The organism is Sphingobium sp. B11D3B (assembly GCF_025961735.1).
Taxonomy (GTDB): domain Bacteria; phylum Pseudomonadota; class Alphaproteobacteria; order Sphingomonadales; family Sphingomonadaceae; genus Sphingobium.
The window spans coordinates 3,265,383-3,285,000 of sequence record NZ_JAOQOF010000001.1 but is presented as its reverse complement, the minus strand read 5'-3'; the positions used below and the strand labels follow the sequence as shown (position 1 = coordinate 3,285,000).

The 19,618-nt window shown below is 65.4% G+C and carries 17 protein-coding genes (1 of these 17 running past the window's edge); 8 read left to right on the top strand and 9 right to left on the bottom strand.

The genetic code is table 11. The annotated features are described in order from the left end of the window. Positions 1-73 carry the 3' end of a hypothetical protein gene (locus tag M2333_RS15265; protein ID WP_264571838.1) on the top strand. It extends 233 nt beyond the left edge of the window, so 73 of the gene's 306 nt are visible here — the last part of the coding sequence; the start codon falls outside the window, past its left edge; it ends in the stop codon at positions 71-73. A 132-nt stretch (positions 74-205) separates the two neighbouring features. Here M2333_RS15265 and M2333_RS15260 read toward each other — a convergent pair whose 3' ends face one another. The 4 genes from M2333_RS15260 to hisS all read right to left on the bottom strand — a co-directional run bounded on the left by M2333_RS15260 (position 206) and on the right by hisS (position 4,576). Continuing rightward, entirely contained in the window at positions 206-991 is a 786-nt protein-coding gene (locus M2333_RS15260) for a DUF4167 domain-containing protein (protein ID WP_264612319.1), read from the bottom strand. Positions 992-1,264: 273 nt separating this feature from the next. Further along, positions 1,265-2,092, bottom strand: coding sequence for a peptide chain release factor N(5)-glutamine methyltransferase (gene prmC, locus M2333_RS15255; protein ID WP_264579891.1), 828 nt, complete (start codon positions 2,090-2,092; stop codon positions 1,265-1,267). 82 nt (positions 2,093-2,174) lie between these two features. Beyond that, positions 2,175-3,254 (bottom strand): peptide chain release factor 1, encoded by a 1,080-nt coding sequence (gene prfA, locus M2333_RS15250; protein WP_264577221.1) that lies wholly within the window; start codon positions 3,252-3,254, stop codon positions 2,175-2,177. Beyond that, a complete protein-coding gene (gene hisS, locus M2333_RS15245; protein ID WP_264612318.1) occupies positions 3,251-4,576 on the bottom strand; it encodes a histidine--tRNA ligase in 1,326 nt (441 codons plus the stop codon). The genes prfA and hisS overlap by 4 nt, the downstream gene beginning before the upstream one ends. 95 nt (positions 4,577-4,671) lie before the next feature. Here hisS and M2333_RS15240 point away from each other — a divergent pair, with 95 nt between their 5' ends. From M2333_RS15240 to ppa, 4 genes are all read left to right on the top strand, one after another. Further along, positions 4,672-5,079 carry a GFA family protein gene (locus M2333_RS15240; RefSeq protein WP_264612317.1) on the top strand — a complete coding sequence of 136 codons (408 nt, stop codon included), beginning with the start codon at positions 4,672-4,674 and terminating at the stop codon, positions 5,077-5,079. A gap of 124 nt (positions 5,080-5,203) precedes the next feature. Beyond that, positions 5,204-6,667, top strand: a complete 1,464-nt coding sequence (locus M2333_RS15235) for a carotenoid oxygenase family protein (protein WP_264612316.1) — start codon at positions 5,204-5,206, stop codon at positions 6,665-6,667. 88 nt (positions 6,668-6,755) lie between these two features. After that, positions 6,756-8,711, top strand: coding sequence for a M61 family metallopeptidase (locus tag M2333_RS15230; protein WP_264612640.1), 1,956 nt, complete (start codon positions 6,756-6,758; stop codon positions 8,709-8,711). A gap of 19 nt (positions 8,712-8,730) precedes the next feature. Next, entirely contained in the window at positions 8,731-9,282 is a 552-nt protein-coding gene (ppa, locus tag M2333_RS15225; RefSeq protein ID WP_264612315.1) for an inorganic diphosphatase, read from the top strand. Between the two features lie 115 nt (positions 9,283-9,397). On the opposite strand, the gene M2333_RS15220 is transcribed toward ppa, so the two are convergent. Then, on the bottom strand, positions 9,398-9,817 hold the full coding sequence (locus M2333_RS15220; protein WP_181561271.1) for a hypothetical protein: 420 nt from the start codon (positions 9,815-9,817) through the stop codon (positions 9,398-9,400). Between the two features lie 156 nt (positions 9,818-9,973). On the opposite strand from M2333_RS15220, the gene gyrB reads away from it, so the two are divergent. Further along, positions 9,974-12,508, top strand: coding sequence for a DNA topoisomerase (ATP-hydrolyzing) subunit B (gene gyrB, locus M2333_RS15215; protein WP_264612314.1), 2,535 nt, complete (start codon positions 9,974-9,976; stop codon positions 12,506-12,508). 72 nt (positions 12,509-12,580) lie between these two features. Here the strand turns inward: gyrB and M2333_RS15210 are convergent, their stop codons facing one another. The 3 genes from M2333_RS15210 to M2333_RS15200 are packed head-to-tail and all read right to left on the bottom strand — an operon-like array spanning position 12,581 to position 16,758. Further along, entirely contained in the window at positions 12,581-14,110 is a 1,530-nt protein-coding gene (locus M2333_RS15210) for a DHA2 family efflux MFS transporter permease subunit (RefSeq protein WP_264612313.1), read from the bottom strand. A gap of 28 nt (positions 14,111-14,138) precedes the next feature. After that, the gene (locus M2333_RS15205) at positions 14,139-15,293 is read right to left on the bottom strand and encodes an HlyD family efflux transporter periplasmic adaptor subunit (protein WP_264612312.1); all 1,155 of its coding nucleotides are present in this window, start codon (positions 15,291-15,293) and stop codon (positions 14,139-14,141) included. Beyond that, a complete protein-coding gene (locus M2333_RS15200; RefSeq protein ID WP_264612311.1) occupies positions 15,286-16,758 on the bottom strand; it encodes an efflux transporter outer membrane subunit in 1,473 nt (490 codons plus the stop codon). The genes M2333_RS15205 and M2333_RS15200 overlap by 8 nt, the downstream gene beginning before the upstream one ends. 90 nt (positions 16,759-16,848) lie before the next feature. Here M2333_RS15200 and M2333_RS15195 point away from each other — a divergent pair, with 90 nt between their 5' ends. Beyond that, positions 16,849-17,487 (top strand): TetR/AcrR family transcriptional regulator, encoded by a 639-nt coding sequence (locus M2333_RS15195; RefSeq protein WP_264612310.1) that lies wholly within the window; start codon positions 16,849-16,851, stop codon positions 17,485-17,487. 90 nt (positions 17,488-17,577) lie between these two features. Next, entirely contained in the window at positions 17,578-18,696 is a 1,119-nt protein-coding gene (ald, locus tag M2333_RS15190) for an alanine dehydrogenase (protein WP_264612309.1), read from the top strand. Here the strand turns inward: ald and M2333_RS15185 are convergent. Continuing rightward, positions 18,693-19,616: a hypothetical protein gene (locus tag M2333_RS15185; protein WP_264612308.1), complete on the bottom strand. Its 924-nt coding sequence runs from the start codon at positions 19,614-19,616 to the stop codon at positions 18,693-18,695. The genes ald and M2333_RS15185 overlap by 4 nt on opposite strands. Positions 19,617-19,618: the final 2 nt, after the last annotated feature.

Here is a 19,618-nt window from a genome sequence, read left to right as displayed (position 1 = left end):
GAGCGGGACGGGACATGACCAGAGCGTCGAAGATCCGCTGAGCGACGATCTGCTCGAGGCAACCGAGCGCTAGGCCCACTCAGCGCCTGAAACGACAAGAGCACGATCAGCTATATGGCCGATCGTGCTCTTTTGATTTGGTCGAACCGGATCACAGCCCGGCCCGCGACGTCCGCACCCTCAAAGAGCGCGGCTCCGGATCAGATCATTCCGCCGCTTCGGTCGCACGAGGGCGACGGCCCCGGCGCGGCTTTGCGGGCGCTTCCGTGGCGTCATTCGCCTCTGCCGGCGCTTCGGCCCGATCCTCGGACTCGTCCGATTCGATGCGGGCGATGGAGGGCGGCAGACCGGGAAGGCCGATCTCGCCCTCATCCCGATCGGTTTCGTCATCATTGGCAACGCGCGGACGGCGCGGCTGACGCTCTTTGCGTTCAGCACGCTCCGGGCGCTCGGCGCGTTCCGGGCGTTCAGCACGCTCGGGCCGCTCTGCCCGTTCCGCACGCTCGCCCTGGTCCTGACGCGGCTCCTGCCGTGCCGGGCGATCCTGCCCGTCCCGGTCCGGCCCACGATCGCGGCGCGGGCGCTCGTCCTGATTGCGATTGTCCTGCTGACGGAAATCCTGATGGCGCGGTGCGAACTCGTCGCCATCCTCGCTGCCGTCGATCAGCTCGTCATTGTCGAAGCTGTTGTCCTGATCGCCATCGTCGTTGCGACGGAAGCGGCCCTGCTGCTCCTCCTGCCGCGCACGGTTGTCGGCGAGGACGCGAAAATAGTGATCGGCGAACTGCAGATAATATTCCGCGTTCACCCGATCGCCGGACATCTGGGCGTCGCGCGCCAGATTGCGATATTTTTCGAGAAGCTGAGGCGCATTGCCCCGTGCGCGGCTGTCGATCCGGTTGCCCGAATCGCCGTTACCGCGATTGCCTCCGCCCCCTTGGCGCGGGTTATTCCGACCGCGACGGCGACCGGCCTGACGATTATTGATCAAAGGTTCGTCCCTATGCTCTCGACTAAAACCCGGCGTTCCCGATCAATGGCCCCAAGCGCTATACAACACATCGTTGGCGGAACGGTTTTGACACCGCTCTCGCCCCGCGCTTCGGCCAACGGCTCCAATTCCAGAACGCCGCCAAAACTGTGGGAGCAGACCACTCACGCAAGCGCTTCGCGCGTTTGCAACAGTGGTCCTGAAACTGGCAGATAGTCGTTCCCGTGCATCAAACCAAGCGAAAATCGTTGGGAGCCGTGAAAAAGCGCAGCCCTATGCCCTGGTGAGCACCAGCGCCCGCGCCCGCCCGGCCAGATCGCGGCGCACCGCGACATGGAAGCCGGCTTCCCGAAACAGTGCGCCGGCCGTCTCCTCCTGGTCGAAACCGATCTCGAAGATCGCTGCGCCTCCTGCGGCGAGGCGGTCGCCCGTCTGCGCGGCGAGCCGCCGATAATCGTCCAGCCCATCGGCTCCTGCGAACAGGGCGCTGGCTGGCTCATGATCGCGCACCTGCCGGGGCAGCATGGCGGACGTGCTGATATAAGGCGGGTTGCAGAGAATGAGGTCGAAGCACTCCTCGATCCCGTCGGCCCAGTCCCCCGCGCGGATCTCCGCCCGCGCCTCCATCCCGCAAAGCCGGACATTCGCCCGTGCGATCTCGATCGCAGCCGCAGAGGCATCGACGCCGACACCGCTCGCCTCCCGCCAGACATCCAGCGCCGCCAGCAGCAGCGCCCCCGAGCCGGTGCCGAGATCGAGGATGCGTCCCGGCGGCCGCCTCCCCTCGAACTGCGCGATCGCCGCCTCGATCAGGGTCTCGCTGTCCGGTCGCGGCACTAGCACGCCCGGCGCGACCTTCAGGGTCAGCGTCCAGAAATCCCGCGTGCCGGTGATGTAGGCGATCGGCTCATGCGCCAGCCGCCGGGCGAGCAGCGCATCGGCGCCCTCGGGGCAGGAGAGCCGGGGCAGGGCAAGGATCATCTCCTCGCGGCTCATCGCCAGCGCGTGGGCGGCAAGCAGTTCAGCATCGAGCCGGGGCGTATCGCTGACCGCGCCCAGAGCGGTCGTGGCGGCGCGCAGCCAATCGGCCAGCCCGCTCACAAGCTCGTGCTCCTGCGAAGGCAGGAGCCCAGGGCAAAGCAGCCCCCCGCTCCCGGCTTCATGGTCGACACACCCCCGCCGCTCACGCCGCCATGTCGAGCTGCGCCAGCCGCGCAGCCTCATCCTCGGCGATGAGCGCGGCGATCACCTCGTCTAGTCCAGGGCCTTCGAGAATTTCCGGCAGGCGATGCAGGGTCAGGTTGATGCGATGATCGGTCACGCGGCCCTGCGGGAAATTATAGGTGCGGATGCGCTCCGAGCGGTCGCCCGAGCCGACCATCGCCTTGCGCGCGCCCGCATGCTCCGCCTGCGTGCGCTCGCGCTCGGCTTCATAGAGGCGTGTGCGCAGCACCTTCATGGCCTTCGCCTTGTTCTTGTGCTGGGACTTCTCGTCCTGCTGCGTCACGACGAGACCCGTCGGCAAATGGGTGATGCGCACGGCGCTGTCGGTCGTGTTCACATGCTGCCCGCCCGAGCCGGACGAGCGATAGACGTCGATCCGCAGGTCAGTCGCCTCGTTGATCTGCACGTCGACATCCTCGGCCTCGGGCAGCACGGCCACGGTCGCCGCCGAGGTGTGGATGCGCCCGCCGCTCTCCGTCACCGGCACGCGCTGCACGCGATGGACGCCGCTCTCGAACTTCATGCGCGCGAACACCCCAGTGCCGGTCACGCTGGCGATCACTTCCTTGAAGCCGCCCGCCTCGGACGCGCTGGCCGAGATGATCTCGACGCGCCAGCCCTGCGTCTCGGCATAGCGCTGATACATGCGGAACAGATCGCCAGCGAACAGCGCAGCCTCATCGCCGCCGGTGCCGGCGCGAATCTCCAGCATCGCCGGGCGGGCATCCGCCGCATCCTTGGGGAGCAGCGCCAAGGCCAGCGCATGTTCGGCCTGCGGAAGCCGCGCGCGCAGGCTTTCCAGTTCCTCCTGCGCAATCGCCTTCATTTCGGGATCGGCGAGCATCGCTTCCAGCTCGCCCTGCTCGGCGCGCAACGCCACAACCGCCCGCGCGGCCTGCACCACCGGCTCCAGCTCGGCATAGTCCTTGGAGAGCCGCACGAACTCCGCCGGATCAAGATCCGGCCGCGCCATCTGCGCCTGCACCTCCTCCTGCCGCCGGAGGATCGCAGCGATGCGATCAGGGGAGATGGTGGTCATGCCCCGATGTCGGTCAGCAGAACCGTTGCGTGAGGAACCAGACCATCCACGTGATCAATTTCAAAGCTTCGACGGATAATTGCTTCTAGTTTTTTGGGCTCAAGGGAAGTGTCGAGGTCTTCCCGGCCAAATGCCAAACGAGCACAAACAGCCCCGGATGGGGCCGAGCCGCGCAGATTGGTCTTGATGATCCAGTCCGAATTGAGGCTACGTGCCTTTTGATAACGCTTCTTGAGGGATCCCGACACGATCGGTTCAACGGTGATTCCGTTGCGCCGGAAAAGTGAAGCAATCTGGAGAGCGAACATCTCCGAACCAATATCGTCGGCAACCACTACGAGTTCAGGGCGCTGCTCTCTCGGCGCATCCAGCAGCATCCCCAGCCGCTCAATCCCCGCCGCCCAACCGACCGCCGGGGTCGCCGGCCCGCCCAGCGTCTCGATCAGCCCGTCATAACGTCCGCCGCCCAGCACCGTCCCCTGCGCGCCCAGCCGATCCGTGACGAACTCGAACGCGGTGTGCCGATAATAATCCAGCCCGCGCACCAGCCGGGCATTGCGGGTCCACGCCACGCCAGCCGCCTTCAGCCCGCCGGTCACTTTCTCGAAGAAGGCCTGCGCCTCGTCGGTCAGATAGGCGTCGATATCCGGCGCGTCCGCCACGATTGCCTGATCGCGCGGGTCCTTGCTGTCGAGGATGCGCATCGGGTTCTTTTCGAGCCGGGTCAGACTGTCTTCGCTCAGGCTCGCCTTGTGCCCCTCGAAATGCGCAACCAGCGCCGCGCGCCAGGCATCGCGGCTCGCGGCATCGCCCAGCGTGTTGAGCGTCAGCGTCACGCCCTCGCTGATGCCCAGCTCCTTGAGCAACTGGTCGGCAAAGATCAGCAGCTCGGCATCGGCCAGCGGCTCGGCCGCGCCGATGATCTCGGCATCGATCTGGTGGAACTGGCGATAGCGCCCCTTTTGCGGCCGCTCATAGCGGAACAGCGGCCCGTGCGTCGCAACCTTGAGCGGCGCATATTGCTGCCAGCCCTCGGTGATATAGGCCCGCGCGATGCCGGCGGTGAACTCCGGACGCAGCGTGAGCGAATCCCCGCCGCGATCCTCGAAGCTGTACATCTCCTTGGAGACGACATCGGTGGTTTCGCCCAGCGAGCGGGAGAAGACCGCCGTCTGTTCGAATACCGGCACTTCGATCCGCCGGAAGCCATAGAGCTTGCGGACTTTCTCGAACGTTTCGACCACATGCGCGAAGCGGTCCGCGCTGTCGCCGATCATATCCTGAGTGCCGCGAACCGGCCGGGGTGTCTCGATTTTCGCCATGGCCGCGCCTCTAGCGGGAATCGCGCTTTAAGGAAACCGGCTTGCAAGTGCAGATTGTTCCCTTTATGTTCCTAGGCGGGATTTAGGAGACGATGATGAGCGACAGCTTCGAAGGCGGTTGTCAATGCGGCGCGGTGCGTTACCGGGGAACAGGAACGCCCGAGCATGTGGCGCTCTGCCATTGCGCGGACTGCCGCAAATCATCCGGCGCGCCGATGGTGCTCTGGGCCGCCTTTGCGGAAAAGGCGGTGACGGTGCTGACTGGCAATGTCAGCGATTATCAGTCCTCCCCGTCCGTGACCCGGAGCTTCTGCCCCGTCTGCGGCACGGGCCTGTTCTTCACAAATCCGGAGGCGCTGCCCGGGCTGATCGACATCCAGGCCGCCACGTTCGACGATCCCGAGGCGCTGCCGCCGCAAGTGCAGATCCAGACCGCCGAGCGGCCGCACTGGATGACCACGCTGGATGCGCTGCCGAGCTTCGAGCGCTTTCCCGGCGAATAAGGTCCGCCCCATCCGCTTCACCTGAAGCGCGGGACGAGGCGGAGGGTTTGACACGGATCAACGCCGCCTGTGTCGAAAGCGGCCATTCACTCGACTTGTTGAGAGATCAATCAAGGAGAGTCGGATGGCCCACTACCCCAATACGCCCGGCATGACAGGCGTGCTGCGCCCGTTGCGCATCGAAGGTGACATTCTGGATATGGAAGTCGAGGGGGAAATCCCCGCGCAACTCAATGGCACCTTCCATCGCGTCCACCCCGATGCGCAATTCCCGCCGATGTTCGAGAACGATCAGTTCTTCAACGGCGACGGCATGGTCAGCCTGTTCCACTTCCATGATGGCAAGGTGGATTTCCGCCAGCGCTACGCCCAGACCGACAAGTGGAAGGCCGAGCGGGCCGCCGGCAAGTCGCTGTTCGGCATGTATCGCAATCCGCTGACCGATGACGAGAGCGTCAAGGGCATGATCCGCGGCACGGCCAACACCAACGTCATGGTCCATGCCGGCAAGCTTTATGCGATGAAGGAGGACAGCCCCTGCCTCATCATGGATCCGCTCAGCCTGGAGACCCAAGGCTACACGAATTTTGACGGCAAGATCAAAAACCAGACCTTCTCCGGCCATGGCAAGATCGACCCCGTCACCGGCAATTTCTGCAACCATGGCTATGCCGCGACCGGCGTGCTGACCGACGATGTCAGCTATTTCGAGATCGACCCGCAGGGCAATGTGCTGTTCGAGACCTTCTTCAAGGTCCCCTATTACTGCATGATGCACGACTTCGGCCTGACCCAGGATTACGTGATCTTCCACATCGTGCCGATCACCGGCAATTGGGATCGGCTGAAGGCCGGCAAGCCGCATTTCGGCTTCGACAAGACGCTCCCGGTCTACCTCGGCGTGCTGAAGCGCGGCGGCGATGGCGCGGACATCCGCTGGTTCAAGCGCGACAACTGCTTCGCCAGCCATGTCATGAACGCCTATCAGGACGGCACCAAGATCCACTTCGACACCTGCGAGGCGAAAGGGAACAGCTTCCCCTTCTTCCCGGACATCCATGACGACAGTTTCGATCCGGTTGCCGCGCGGCCCTTCCTGACCCGCTGGACGGTCGACCTGGCCTCCAACGGTGAAGAATTCGCCAGCATCGAGAAGCTGACCGACTGGATCGACGAATTTCCCCGCATCGACGAGCGCTTCGTCGGCCAGCCCTATCGCCACGGCTGGGGCCTGGTGATGGACCCGGAGATGCCGATGGACTTCCTCCGTGGTCGCGCCAGCGGCTTCAAGATGAACAAGATCGGCCATTGGGATCTCGTCGCACGCACCGAGGATTGCTGGTGGGCGGGTCCGGAATCGATCATCCAGGAGCCCTGCTTCGTGCCGCGCTCGGCCGATGCGCCGGAGGGCGATGGCTACATCATCGCGCTCGTGGACAATCTCATCACCAACTATTCCGATCTGGTGGTGCTCGACGCGCTCAACCTGCCGGCCGGGCCGATCGCCCGCGCCAAGCTGCCCATCCGCATCCGCTCGGGCCTGCATGGCAATTGGGCAGACGCCAGCAAGCTGCCGCGCGCAGCCTGAGGGCCGAGCATAGGATATAGACCGAGGGGGTGGACGGCTTGCCGCCCCCTTGTCATGCTGGGCGCATCTATTTCCCCGGAGTGCCATGATGCGCCGTTGCCTTTTGCCTGCCCTTCTTCTGCTGACCCTGCCCGCAAGCGCCCTTCTCGCCCAGGATGCCGCCGCGCCGCCGCCGCGCTCGGCCCCCGCCGCGCTGCCGATCCTGAGCACCGTGCCGCAAGCGCGGGACATCGCCTGGACCAGCGGCACTCTCAAGCTGGAGGTGGACGCGACCGATGTGGACCGGCGCATCATCACCATCCGCGAGACCATCCCCATGTCGACCGGTGGCCCGCTGACCCTGCTCCTGCCGGAATGGCTGCCGGGCCACCACGCCCCGCGCGGGCAGATCGAGAAGATCGCCGGCCTTAGCTTCACGACCGCGGACGGCCGGCCATTGCGCTGGAAGCGCGACCCGCTCAACGTCTACGCCTTTCACCTCTCCGTGCCGGACGGGGCAGGCGCCGTGATCGCCAATTTCCAGTTTCTGGCGCCCACCGCGGGCAATCAGGGCCGGATCGTGATGACCGACTCGCTGCTCAACCTGCAGTGGGACAGCGTCTCGCTCTATCCGGCCGGCTTCTACACCCGCCGCATCCCGATTCAGGCCAGCGTCACGCTGCCGGAAGGCTGGACCGCAGCGACTGCGCTGACCAGTGAGCGCGACGGCAAGACGGTCCGCTACGAGGAGACCGATTACGAGACGCTGGTCGATTCGCCGATCTTCGCAGGGCTCCACAGCCGCGAGATCGCGCTGGCGCCAGACGTGCGGCTGAGCGTCTTTGCCGATACGCCGGAAGAGCTCAAAGCCACCGAGCCGCAGATCAACCTGCATCGCCGCCTTGTCGATGAAGCCGTCGCGCTGTTCGGCGCGCGCCATTATGATCGCTATAATTTCCTGCTCTCCATCTCGGACAAGCTGGGCGGCATCGGCCTGGAGCATCACCGGCTCAGCGAAAATGGCGTCTCGCTGGGCTACTTCACGCAATGGGAGGCCGCGCTGGGCGACCGCGACCTGCTCGCGCACGAATTCACCCATAGCTGGAACGGCAAATATCGCCGCCCGGAGATGCTCTGGACACCCGATTTCGCCACGCCCATGCAGGACGACCTGCTCTGGGTGTATGAAGGACAGACCCAGTTCTGGGGTTATGTGCTCTCCGCCCGCTCGGGACTGCTGAGCAAGGCCGAGACGCTCGATGCGCTGGCCGCCATCGCGGCGCGGCTCGACGCGACCAGAGGCCGCACCTGGCGCCCGGTGATCGACACCACCTACGATCCGATCATCGCGGCCCGCCGCCCCAAGGCCTGGACGAGTTGGCAGCGCTCGGAAGATTATTATAATGAAGGCCTGATGATCTGGCTGGAAGTGGACGCCATCATCCGCCGCGAAACCGCCGGCGCGCGCGGCATCGATGATTTCGCCAAGGCCTTCTTCGGTGTGAATGATCGCGACTGGGGCGTGCTGACCTACAATCGTCAGGATGTGATCGAGACGCTCAACGGCGTCGTCGCTTATGATTGGGACGGGCTACTGCGCGAGCGGATAGAGCAGACCAATAGCGAGGTCACCAAGGCCGGGTTCGACCTAGGCGGCTACAAGCTGACCTACGGCCTTATCACCAACTCGACGATTCGGGCCGCCGAGACCGTGGGCAAATATGTCGACCAGAGCTTCGGCCCCGGGCTGATCGTCGGGGAAGATGGCGTCGTGCGCTCCGTCATCTGGGATAGCCCCGCCTTCAAGGCAGCCATCGCGGTCGGCGATTCGATCACGGCGGTTGGCGACACCGAGTTTTCCGCCGATGTCTTCCGCGAGGGGGTGCGGGCGACGGCCCAAAAACATCCGCTCGTCCTGACCCTGAGGCGGGACAAAAGATATCGCACGATCACGCTCGATTATTCCGGCGGCCTGCGCTATCCGCGCCTCGAAAAATCACAAGAGGGTTCAACCAGTCTCGACCGACTGCTGACAGCGCGGACCGGCGAGACTTCCGTCAATTAACCTGTGGGTGCGAAAAACCATGAACATCGATATGATTCCTGTCGGCAGCAATCCGCCGGAAAGCCTCAATGTCGTCATTGAGGTGCCGACCGGTGGCGAGCCGGTGAAATATGAGTTCGACAAGGCATCGGGCGCCCTCTTCGTCGATCGCATCCTGCACACGCCGATGCGCTACCCCGCAAATTACGGTTTCGTTCCGCACACGCTCTCGCCCGATGGCGATCCGCTCGATGCGCTGGTCGTGGCCCGCTCGCCCTTCATCCCGGGCTCGGTGGTGCGCGCCCGCCCCATCGCCGTCCTCAACCTCGAGGATGAGCATGGTGGCGATGAGAAGCTGCTCTGCGTCCCCGACGACGCGACCTTCCCTTATTACGCCAATGTGACCGAGAAGGAGCATCTGCCCGACATCGTGTTCAAGCAGGTCGAGCACTTCTTCACGCACTATAAGGATCTCGAGGCCGAGAAGTGGGTGCGTGTCGGCACCTGGGGCAACAGCGCGGAAGCTCGCCAGATCACGCTGGAAGCCATTGAGCGCTTCCAGCAGAACAAGGCCGCGAAGAGCGCCGCCTGATCGTTTGGCCCCAGTGCGCGGGGCCCGCAGATACAAAAAGAGGCTCCCAGCGCACCGCCGGGAGCCTCTTTTTTGCAAGAACCATATCGAGCCCCTGCCGGCGGCGACCGGATGATCAGCTCGCGGTCTTCACCTTCTCATAGGGAACGAACTTGCCGAGGCTGACGAAGCCGCGCGGGAAGTGCCCGGCGCGATCCACTAGCCGTACGATATCGACATCGCACAGCTGCGAGCTGCTCGTCTTGGTGACGAGAATATCGTCATCATCAAGGGACGAGGCGCCGCTAACCGGCCGGTTGACATAGAGCTTGCCGCCGACCTCATAGATGATCGCCGTCTTGTCGATGATCTGCGTCGAGCGCACGCTGCTCAGGCTGATGCACCGGACCGGCTCTCCGGCAGTGCGCCCTTCCAGCGCCTTGGCGAGCTTGGCGTCAGCCTTGGCCTGCGCCTCTGCTGCGCGAGTCGATTGGGCGGCGGCGGGCACCGTAGCGACCATCGCGACCCCGATAATGCCTGTGAACAGGCGAGACATGAAACGCATCCTGCGTCCTTTCCGGTTTCCCATTTCCCGCGCCCGATTGCCGCTCTACCCCCTTCTGCCTGAATGGGCCATGAGCGCCCCTTCCCGCGCGGTGAAAAAACAGCATTTCGCTTCCGTTCGTCGCCCCCTTTTCCTATAGGCTGGGGCATGACGGACAATAGCAATACGACCCCCGCTCAGAACGCAAATGATTATGGTGCCGACAGCATCAAGGTGCTGAAGGGCCTGGACGCCGTGCGCAAGCGCCCCGGCATGTATATCGGCGATACCGATGACGGCTCCGGCCTGCATCACATGGTCTTCGAGGTGAGCGACAACGCCATTGACGAGGCGCTGGCCGGACATTGCGATCTGGTGCTGATCGAGCTGAACCCGGACGGCTCCGTTTCGGTCGAGGATAATGGTCGCGGCATCCCGACCGACATTCACCGCGAGGAAGGCGTTTCGGCGGCCGAGGTCATCATGACCCAACTGCACGCCGGCGGAAAGTTCGAGAACACCTCCGACGACAATGCCTATAAGGTCTCCGGCGGCCTGCACGGCGTCGGCGTCTCCGTCGTCAACGCGCTTTCCGAGTGGCTGGAGCTGACCGTGTGGCGCGAAGGCAAGGAGCACTGGATGCGCTTCCGCTATGGTGATGCGGAAGGCCCGCTCGTCGTGCGCGGCGATGCGCCCGTGGTCGACGGCAAGCCCAAAAAGGGGACGCGCGTCACCTTCCTTGCCTCGACCGACACGTTCAAGAACGTCACCGAGTTCGATTTCGACAAGCTGGAGCATCGCTATCGCGAGCTTGCCTTCCTCAACTCCGGCGTGCGCATCCTGCTGCGCGACAAGCGCCATGAAGAGGTGAAGGAGCACGACCTGTTCTACGAGGGCGGCATCGCGGCCTTCGTGAAATATCTCGATCGCAACAAGAATGCGCTGATGCCCGACCCCATCGCCATCTCGGCGGACCGGGACGGTATCGGCATTGATGTCGCGCTGGAGTGGAATGACAGTTATTACGAGAACGTCCTCTGCTTCACCAACAACATCCCGCAGCGGGACGGCGGCACTCACCTGGCGGCCTTCCGCGCCGCGCTGACCCGCACGCTCAACAGCTATGGCGACAAGTCCGGCCTGCTCAAGAAGGAGAAGGTCAGCCTTACCGGCGAGGACATGCGCGAGGGGCTGACTGCCATCGTGTCCGTCAAGCTGCCCGATCCCAAGTTCAGCAGCCAGACCAAGGACAAGCTGGTCTCCTCCGAGGTGCGCCAGCCGCTTGAAAGCCTGATGGCCGACAAGATGCAGGAGTGGCTGGAGGAAAATCCCGGCCACGCCAAGTCGATCATCCAGAAGGTGGTCGATGCCGCCGCGGCGCGCGAGGCCGCCAAGAAGGCCCGCGAACTGACGCGCCGCAAGGGCGTGATGGACATCGCCTCCCTGCCCGGCAAGCTCGCCGACTGTCAGGAGCGCGACCCCGCCAAATCCGAGCTGTTCCTCGTCGAGGGCGATTCGGCCGGCGGCTCGGCCAAGCAGGGCCGCGACCGGCATTTCCAGGCGATCCTGCCCTTGCGCGGCAAGATCCTCAATGTCGAGCGGGCCCGGTTCGACCGGATGCTGGCCAGCCGCGAGATCGGCACGCTCATCCAGGCGATGGGCACCGGCATTCGCGACGACTTCAATCTGGAGAAGCTGCGCTACCACAAGATCGTCATTATGACGGACGCCGACGTGGACGGCGCCCACATCCGCACGCTGCTGCTCACCTTCTTCTACCGGCAGATGCCGCAGATCATCGAGGCCGGCCATCTCTACATCGCCCAGCCGCCGCTCTACAAAGCCACGCGCGGGCGCAGCGAAGTCTACTTGAAGGACGAAGCCGCGCTCGACCAGTATCTGGTCGACAATGGTGTCGATACGCTGGTGCTGGAGACGGAAACCGGCACCCGCTCGGGTCAGGACCTGCGTGACCTCATCGACCATGCCCGGCGCAGCCGCGCGCTGATGCGCTATGTGCCGCGTCGCTATGACGGTGCGATCGTCGAGGCGCTGGCTCTGGCGGGCGCGCTGGCCTTCGATCTCTCTGATGATGCCCGCGCGCAGGCGCTCGCCCGCGCGGCGGAATGGCTGGACCGGACCGACGAGGAAGGCCGCTGGACCGGCCGCCTCTCGGCCGAGGGCGGCTATCATCTCGAGCGGCTGGTGCGCGGCGTGACCGATCACCACATCATCGAGCCGGCCTTCCTCAATTCCGCCGAAGCCCGCAAGCTGGACACGCTGACCAAGGAGCAGGCGAGCCTCTACGCCAGCCCAAGCCATCTGCTCGCCGCGCGCGCTGCCGCCGCGCAGGCGCAGGCCGAGAGCGAGACGGAAGACAGCGACGGCGAAGAGACCCCCGCACCCACCGCTGCGCACGCCCGCGGCGTGCGGATCACCCGCCCGTCCGAGCTGCTCGACGCCGTGCTGGCCGCCGGCCGCAAGGGCCTCGCGATCCAGCGCTACAAGGGTCTTGGTGAGATGAACGCCGACCAGCTGTGGGAAACCACGCTCGATCCCAATGTGCGCTCGATGCTCCGCGTGGAGATCGAGCAGGCGGACGTCGCCGACGAGATCTTCACGCGCCTGATGGGCGACATCGTCGAACCGCGCCGCGAGTTCATCCAGGACAACGCCCTCAACGTCGCCAATCTCGACGTTTGAGGCGGTCTCACTAACCGGCTTGGAATGAGGCACCCTCGGTCCGCTCGATATCGAGTCGGCTGAGGGTGTCCATCAGTGTGCCGCGCCCGGATCGACGGCCCTTTTCGGCCGGGGGGCGAACCATACTGCTGCGGCAGCGAACACGAAGGCGGCCGCGGACAGCAGGAACATGTGGTTGATCGCCACCGTCAGGCTTTCCTGCTGGACGGTCTGCTCGATCACCCCGCGCACCTGATCGAGCGAGAAGCCGGCGCCTTGCAGCGCCTCGCGCGTCGCCTCGCTGTTCATGGCGCCGACCATCTCGCTGCGCGCCGTCACGGCATTATTGGCCCACATGGTCGTAGCGACGGAGGTGCCAATGGCGCCGGCCATCGTGCGCAGGAAGCTCATCACGCCCGCCGCCGATGCGGTCTCGTCCGGGTCTACCGCCGAGAGCGCAATCGTGGTGAGCGGAATGAAGAAGAAGGGCATGCCGATGCCCTGCATCAGCTGCGGGAAGGCCAGCGTCCAGAAGTCCGCACCCGACGTCCAGTGTGCGCGCAGCAGCGACGTGAGCCCGAGCCACAGGATGCCGAATGTCACCAGAATGCGCGGATCGACCTTGTTGGTGAGCTTGCCGACGATGGGCGACATGATGACGGCAGCCACGCCCATGAAGGCGGTTACGTAGCCAGCGTCGGTGGCAGTGTAGCCAAGGTCGGTCTGCAGCCATTGCGGAATGAGCACAACCGCCGAGAACATCGTCCCGAAGGCAAGCGACAGGCTGAGCACCGCCGCCGAAAAGCCGCGATGCCGGAACACCCGCAGATTGACGATCGGTTGCGCCTCGGTCAGCTCCCAGGCGAGGAACAGCGCGAAGCCGATCAGCGCGATGATCGCCAGGATTACGATCTTGCTGTCCCCGAACCAGTCATGCTCGCGGCCGATGTCGAGGATGACCTGCAGCGCGCCGATCCACAGGATCAGCAGCGCCAGCCCGATCGTGTCGACACGCATCTTCTCGGTCCTGGTCTCCGCGTGGCGCAAGAAGCGGGTCGCGCCATAAGCGCACAGCGCGGCGACCGGAATATTGATGAAGAAAATCCAGTGCCAGGACCAGCTATCGCTGATGGTCCCCCCCAGGATAGGGCCGAGAATCGGCGCGATGACGGTGGTCATCGCCCACAGGCCCATTGCCTGCCCCCGCAGATGCTTGGGGAAGATGCGCATCAGCAAGGTCTGGCTGAGCGGCATCAGCGGCCCGCCGCACAGCCCCTGGCCGATGCGGAAGGCGACCAGCATGCCGAGGCTGCTCGACAGGCCGCAGAGCACCGAGAAGATGCCAAAGCCGATCATGCCGAAGGTGAAGGTGCGCACGGTGCCGAAGCGCCCCGCAAGCCAGCCGGTCAGCGGCACGCAGATCGCTTCCGCCACCGCATAGGATGTGATGATCCATGTGCCCTGCGAGGCCGAGATGCCGAGCGAGCCGGCAATGTGCGCCACCGAGACATTGGCGATCGTCGTGTCCAGCACGATCATGAAATTGCTGAGCGCGAGCACCGCGCCGGCAATCACCAGCGCAGCGCCCGAGAGCGGCGTGAAATCGTCCGCCTTGCTGGCCATGCCTGTGCCCTTCCCTATCCGGTCGCGCTCACTGCGCCGATGTATCGACCTCGGCGGTCATCGAAAGCCCGACCCGCAGCGGATGCGCGGCCAGCTCCTTGGCGTCGAGCGCGACGCGCACCGGCAGGCGCTGCACCACCTTGATCCAGTTGCCGGTCGCATTCTGGGCCGGGATCAGCGCAAAGGCCGATCCGGTACCGCCCGAGAAGCCGACGACACGGCCATGATATTCGACGCTGCTGCCATAGAGATCGGACACGAGCGTCACCGGCTGGCCCGGCTTCACCTTGGTGAGCTGGCTTTCCTTGAAATTCGCATCGACATAGACCTGCCCGACCGGGACGACGCGCATCACCGTCGCGCCCGGCGCGATGCGCTGGCCGACCTGCACGGTCCGGTTGGCGATGACGCCATCGATGGGTGCGCGGATGACGGTTCGCTCAAGATCGAGCTCGGCCTGCCGCACCTTTGCCTTGGCGGCGAGAACATCCGGATTGGTTTCAACCGTGCTGCCCTGGATCAACGCATCGTTGGCGGCGAGATTGCCGGCCGCGACGCCGCGCGAGGCGCTGGCCTGCGCCATGGCGGCCTTGGCCTGTTCCAGCGCCGCACGGGCGCTGGCGAGCGCGTTGGTCGCCGCCGTCAGCTCATCACCGGAGACCGCACCGTTGGCCGAGAGCGCCTTGCGCCGGCTATAATCGACCTGCGCCTTCTCGAACGAGGCCTGCGCCGCGACGAGTTGGGCCTGCGTGCTGCGGATGTCCGCGCCCCGGGCGAGAACCTGATCGGACAGTGCATTGCTGGTCGCGCTCGCCTGCCCGAACTGGCGGCGTGCCTTGGCCAGCTCGGCCTGTGCGGTCGCGAGGGCAATCTGCGCATCGCGATCGTCGAGCCGGACCAGGATATCGCCAGCCTTCACGCTGTCCGTGTCCGTCTTGAGCACGGCCGCCACCTGTCCGCCCACCATGGGCGTAATCTGCGCGGTATCTGCGCCGACATAGGCATTGTCGGTCTCGACATAATGGCTGCCAATGGCGGCATACCATCCGCCATAGCCGATGCACGCGAGCAGAACCGCGCCGGCAATCGCCAGCAAAGCCGTCTTGCGCCGACTACGGGAGGGCGCAGCATCCGACGTTTGCGTTGCAGTAGCTGCGGGGAAGTGAGGGTCAGCTTCAGCCATGGGTAGCATCCTTGGTGGGCGTCGTTTGGGCAGCCGTGCCCGTATCGGTAAATCCGCCGCCGAGCGCACGGACGAGTGCAACGTCGAGCGTGAAGGCCCGCGCCTGAAGATCGGCCACGATGCGCTTGGCCTGCAGCGCACGGTCCTGCGCGGTCAGCACATCGAGGAAGGTGGAGAGCCCGCCCTCGTATCGCTGCGTGGCAATCGCATACGCCGCTTCGAAATCCGCGAGCGACTTGCGCGATTGCTCAAGCTGAACGGCAAGCGCGCGCTGGCTGACGACGGCATCTGCGACGGCGCGATAGGCGTCGGTCACGGTCCGGTCGTAGCTCGCCACGGCCTCGTCATAGCCGGCGCGGGCGCCTTTATATTGCCCTTGCAGCGCGCCGCCGCGAAAGATCGGCAGGGTGATCGCCGGGCCAACGCTGCCATAGTCGGAGCCGCTCTTGAACAGGTTGGACAGCCCGAGCGACTGAAAGCCGAAGATCGCGGACAGGTTGATCGCCGGATAGAAATCGGCGCGGGCAACCTTGATGCGGCTCGCCTCGGCCTCCACCCGCACCCGCGCGGCGGCAATGTCGGGCCGGCGACCGACCAGATCGGTGGTGACATCCTCGGGGATGCCCCGCGCCGCGATGGTCACGGCCGGAGGCGTGATCGCCAGACCGCGATCGGGGCCGGCGCCGAGCAGGGCCGCCAGCCGGTTGCGAGCCAGCCCGATCTGCTCATCCGTCGCGGCGAGATCGCTGCGGGCGGCCGGAACGGCAGCGCTGGCCTGCTTGAGCTCTGCCTGGGTATCGAGGCCGGAGGTCACGCGATCGCTCACCAGGCCCTGCGTCTTCTCGCGCACCTCCAGCGCCGTCTGCAGCACCGCTCGCTGCGCGAACAGCCGCGCCAGATCGGCATAGGCATCCGCGACATTTGTGGAGAGCATCAGCGCCGCCTGCTGATAATCGAGCTGCGCCGCCTCGGCATCCGAGCGGGCAGCGGCATAGGCCGCGCGATTGCGACCCCAGAGGTCAAGATCGAAACCGAGCGCGGCGTGGACATTGCCCGAGCTGTTCCAGCCCTGCGGCACGAAAGCCGGCGGAATGCCGTTATTATAGCTTTGCTTGGCAGCGGAGCCGCCGGCGGACACATCAAGCGAGGGCAAGCGGGCCGCGCCGGCCTGCTGGGCGATCGCCTCGGCCCGGCGGACGCGCGCTAGCGCAACCGCGAGATCCGGCGATCCGGCCAAGGCCTCCTGAATCAGCCCGTCGAGCTGCGGGTCGCCATAGCTGGCCCACCAATCTGCCTTGACCCAAGGCGCGCCCGGGGCAGTCGGAGCCAGGCTCTGGCTCGCCGCGTAATGATCGGCCGGCGCGATCGCCGGTGCCGGGCCCATACGAGGGACGGCCGCGCAGCCGGGGAGAGCCAGCATCGCGAGCAGGGCACCAGCGCGTCGAGACAGGAAAGTCGTGGCCATGAGTCGAAAAACCGTACTGTTGGGTACAGTCAGCGCTCTGATCCTCAATGACGGGGTTGTCAACAGAAAACTGTACTGTATAGTACGGTTATGGAGCAGGATACCGAAACACTCCCCGTCACGCGCCGCGAAAGCCGCAAGCAGGACCGCCGGCAGGCCATTGTCGACGCTGCGCGCACCTCATTTCTGGAGCATGGTTATGCCGGCACGTCGATGTCCGGCCTGCTCAAGACGCTCGGCGGCTCCAAGGCGACGTTGTGGGGCTATTTTCGATCCAAGGAAGACCTGTTCGCCGCAGTCGTTGAGGAAGTCAGCCTGCAGTTTCGCGCCGAGATTCAGGACGTGCTGGCAACGAAAGCCGATCTTGAGTGCACGCTCATCGCCTTCTGTCGCGCCTTCCTGCGCAAGATCACGTCGCCGGACGGCCAAGCCACCTGGCGGCTGGTCGTTGCGGAGAGTGGGCGCTTTCCCGAGGTCGGCAAGATTTTCCATGAGCGGGCCGCCCGGCCGGTTCAGGGCGCCTTGCAGGCTTTCTTTGCCCGGCAGATCGCCAGCGGCGCGCTGATCGAGGAAGACCCCGCAGTCATGGTGGAAGCCCTGATGGGCCTTTGCATCGGCCAGCATATGCGGGCGATCTGGGGATTCGAGCGACTGAACGACGCCGAGATTGACGTCTATGCGCTGCGCTTCACGCACATCTTCATGCGGGCCTACGCGCGGGGCACCTGAGATCCGGGCGGCGCATCGTCGCCCGCGCTGCCCGCCGCCTCATTGTCTCCAACACATCCTCTCCTATGTGCAGAAGACAGGAGAAAATCGATGCGCATCGGGACAGTCAGGGAAATCAAGAACCACGAATATCGTGTCGGCCTCACCCCGGAGAGCGTGCGGGAACTGGTGGCGCATGGCCATGAAGTCTGGGTCGAACAGGCCGCGGGTCTAGGCATCGGCAGCAGCGATGAGGATTATCGCGCCGCCGGAGCGATCATCCAGCCCGATGCGCGGACGGTGTTCGGGCAGTGCGAGATGATCGTCAAGGTCAAGGAGCCGCAGGCGGAGGAGCGCGAGATGCTTCGGCCCGGACAGATCCTCTACACCTATCTCCATCTCGCCCCCGATGCCGCCCAGACTGCCGATTTGGTTCGCTCCGGCGTGACGGCCATCGCCTATGAAACGGTAACCGGCCCGCAGGGCACGCTGCCCTTGCTCAAACCGATGAGCCAGGTGGCCGGGCGGATGAGCATACAGGCCGGCGCGACCGCGCTTGAGAAGGCGCATGGCGGGCGCGGCGTCCTGCTCGGCGGCGTGCCGGGCGTCCTGCCGGCAAAGGTGGTCATTCTCGGAGGCGGCGTGGTCGGCTTCAATGCCGCGCAGATGGCCACAGGATTGGGCGCCGACGTGACGATCCTCGACCGCAATCCGGATGTTCTAGAGCGTCTCGGCACCCACTTCGAGGGGCGCGCGAAGACCCGCTTCTCGGGCCGCGCGGCGCTTGCGGAAAGGCTTGTGGATGCGGATCTGGTCATCGGCGCGGTGCTGGTGCCCGGTGCCACCGCGCCGAAGCTGGTCTCACGCGACATGCTCTCGTCCATGAAGAGTGGCGCGGTGCTCGTCGATGTCGCGATCGATCAGGGCGGCTGTTTCGAGACCAGCCGGCCCACCACTCATGCCGAGCCGACCTTCATCGTGGATGGCATCGTGCATTATTGCGTCGCCAACATGCCCGGTGCCGTCGCGCGGACGAGCACCTATGCGCTGAACAACGTCACCCTGCCCCATGCGCTCAGCATCGCCGATCTCGGCTGGCGCGCCGCGCTCGCCCGCGACCCGCATCTGGCCAATGGCCTCAATGTCCATGCCGGCAAGGTCACCTGCCCCGCCGTCGCGGAGGCGCTGGGTTATGAGGTGGAGCCAGTGAAAGCCGTGCTCGGGTCCTAAATCCCGGGAACCGCCGGCCCCTCGCCAAAGGGCATCAACGGGCTGACGCCCAGCACATCGGCCAGCGGTCTGCGATCGCTAAGCCGCCGGAACAGCGCATAAGCAATCCAGCGCGCGCGACCATCGACATTCGGCGCGCCGCGCCCTGCCAGATGATCGCTGATCCGCACGGTGCGCGTTTCCAACGAGATGCGCGTCAGCCCGGTCCGGTTCTCCACCCCGACATGAGCGTGCTGCGCCGAAAAGGCGATGATCTCGCCCGGCGCGATCAGCACCGGCGTGCCTTGGGCGGCGTCGATGGGGACGAGCGGGCGTGGCGCCATGCGCCCGCGATCGGCTGAGGCGCTGCCGGTGCGGCGCCGGGCCATCGCTTCGGCGAGATCGAAATCGGCGCTGTCATTGGGGATCGGCCGGTCGAACAGCTCGGGCAGAAACGCGAAGGTGCGCCCGCTTGTGATCGGCCAGACCGGCGCCCACCAGTTGACCTGCGCCGCCAGATTGGTGCCCCAGCTATCGCGATGAAAGCCGACCGTCGCCGTGCTGCGCGCGCTGTGCGGCTGGTTATCCGCCGGCACGGGCGGCTGGAAGCGCAGCAGCAGCCGGTCCCGCGCCACGTCGTCGGCCTGCAATCCCACCGCCTCGAACAGCGCGCGCCATAAGTGCTTGGCTTGCGCGTCATTGGAGAAGGCGCGCTGCACGGCGTCGAGCGTCTCGGCCAGCGCCACCCTGTCCAACGCCTCGTGAATGCGCTCCGGATCGTGGGGCGCGAGGTGCTGCTCGACGAAGGCGCGCGCATGATCCGCCAGCGCGCGCATCGCCGGAAGCGCCCCGAAGCGGACGATATCCCCACGATAGAGCTGGTCATGCAGCGCATCGACCGACACCGCCGGTGCCGCGTAGATATCCGCCGCTGCGGCCATGC

Coding starts and splice junctions, on each gene's coding strand:
- prfA (WP_264577221.1), bottom strand. CDS start 3,254: ATGACCACCATCTCCCCTGATCGCATCGCTGCGATCCTCCGGCGGCAG.
- hisS (WP_264612318.1), bottom strand. CDS start 4,576: ATGGCGAAAATCGAGACACCCCGGCCGGTTCGCGGCACTCAGGATATG.
- M2333_RS15240 (WP_264612317.1), top strand. CDS start 4,672: ATGAGCGACAGCTTCGAAGGCGGTTGTCAATGCGGCGCGGTGCGTTAC.
- M2333_RS15235 (WP_264612316.1), top strand. CDS start 5,204: ATGGCCCACTACCCCAATACGCCCGGCATGACAGGCGTGCTGCGCCCG.
- M2333_RS15230 (WP_264612640.1), top strand. CDS start 6,756: ATGCGCCGTTGCCTTTTGCCTGCCCTTCTTCTGCTGACCCTGCCCGCA.
- ppa (WP_264612315.1), top strand. CDS start 8,731: ATGAACATCGATATGATTCCTGTCGGCAGCAATCCGCCGGAAAGCCTC.
- M2333_RS15220 (WP_181561271.1), bottom strand. CDS start 9,817: ATGTCTCGCCTGTTCACAGGCATTATCGGGGTCGCGATGGTCGCTACG.
- gyrB (WP_264612314.1), top strand. CDS start 9,974: ATGACGGACAATAGCAATACGACCCCCGCTCAGAACGCAAATGATTAT.
- M2333_RS15210 (WP_264612313.1), bottom strand. CDS start 14,110: ATGGCCAGCAAGGCGGACGATTTCACGCCGCTCTCGGGCGCTGCGCTG.
- M2333_RS15205 (WP_264612312.1), bottom strand. CDS start 15,293: ATGGCTGAAGCTGACCCTCACTTCCCCGCAGCTACTGCAACGCAAACG.
- M2333_RS15200 (WP_264612311.1), bottom strand. CDS start 16,758: ATGGCCACGACTTTCCTGTCTCGACGCGCTGGTGCCCTGCTCGCGATG.
- M2333_RS15195 (WP_264612310.1), top strand. CDS start 16,849: ATGGAGCAGGATACCGAAACACTCCCCGTCACGCGCCGCGAAAGCCGC.
- ald (WP_264612309.1), top strand. CDS start 17,578: ATGCGCATCGGGACAGTCAGGGAAATCAAGAACCACGAATATCGTGTC.
- M2333_RS15185 (WP_264612308.1), bottom strand. CDS start 19,616: ATGGCCGCAGCGGCGGATATCTACGCGGCACCGGCGGTGTCGGTCGAT.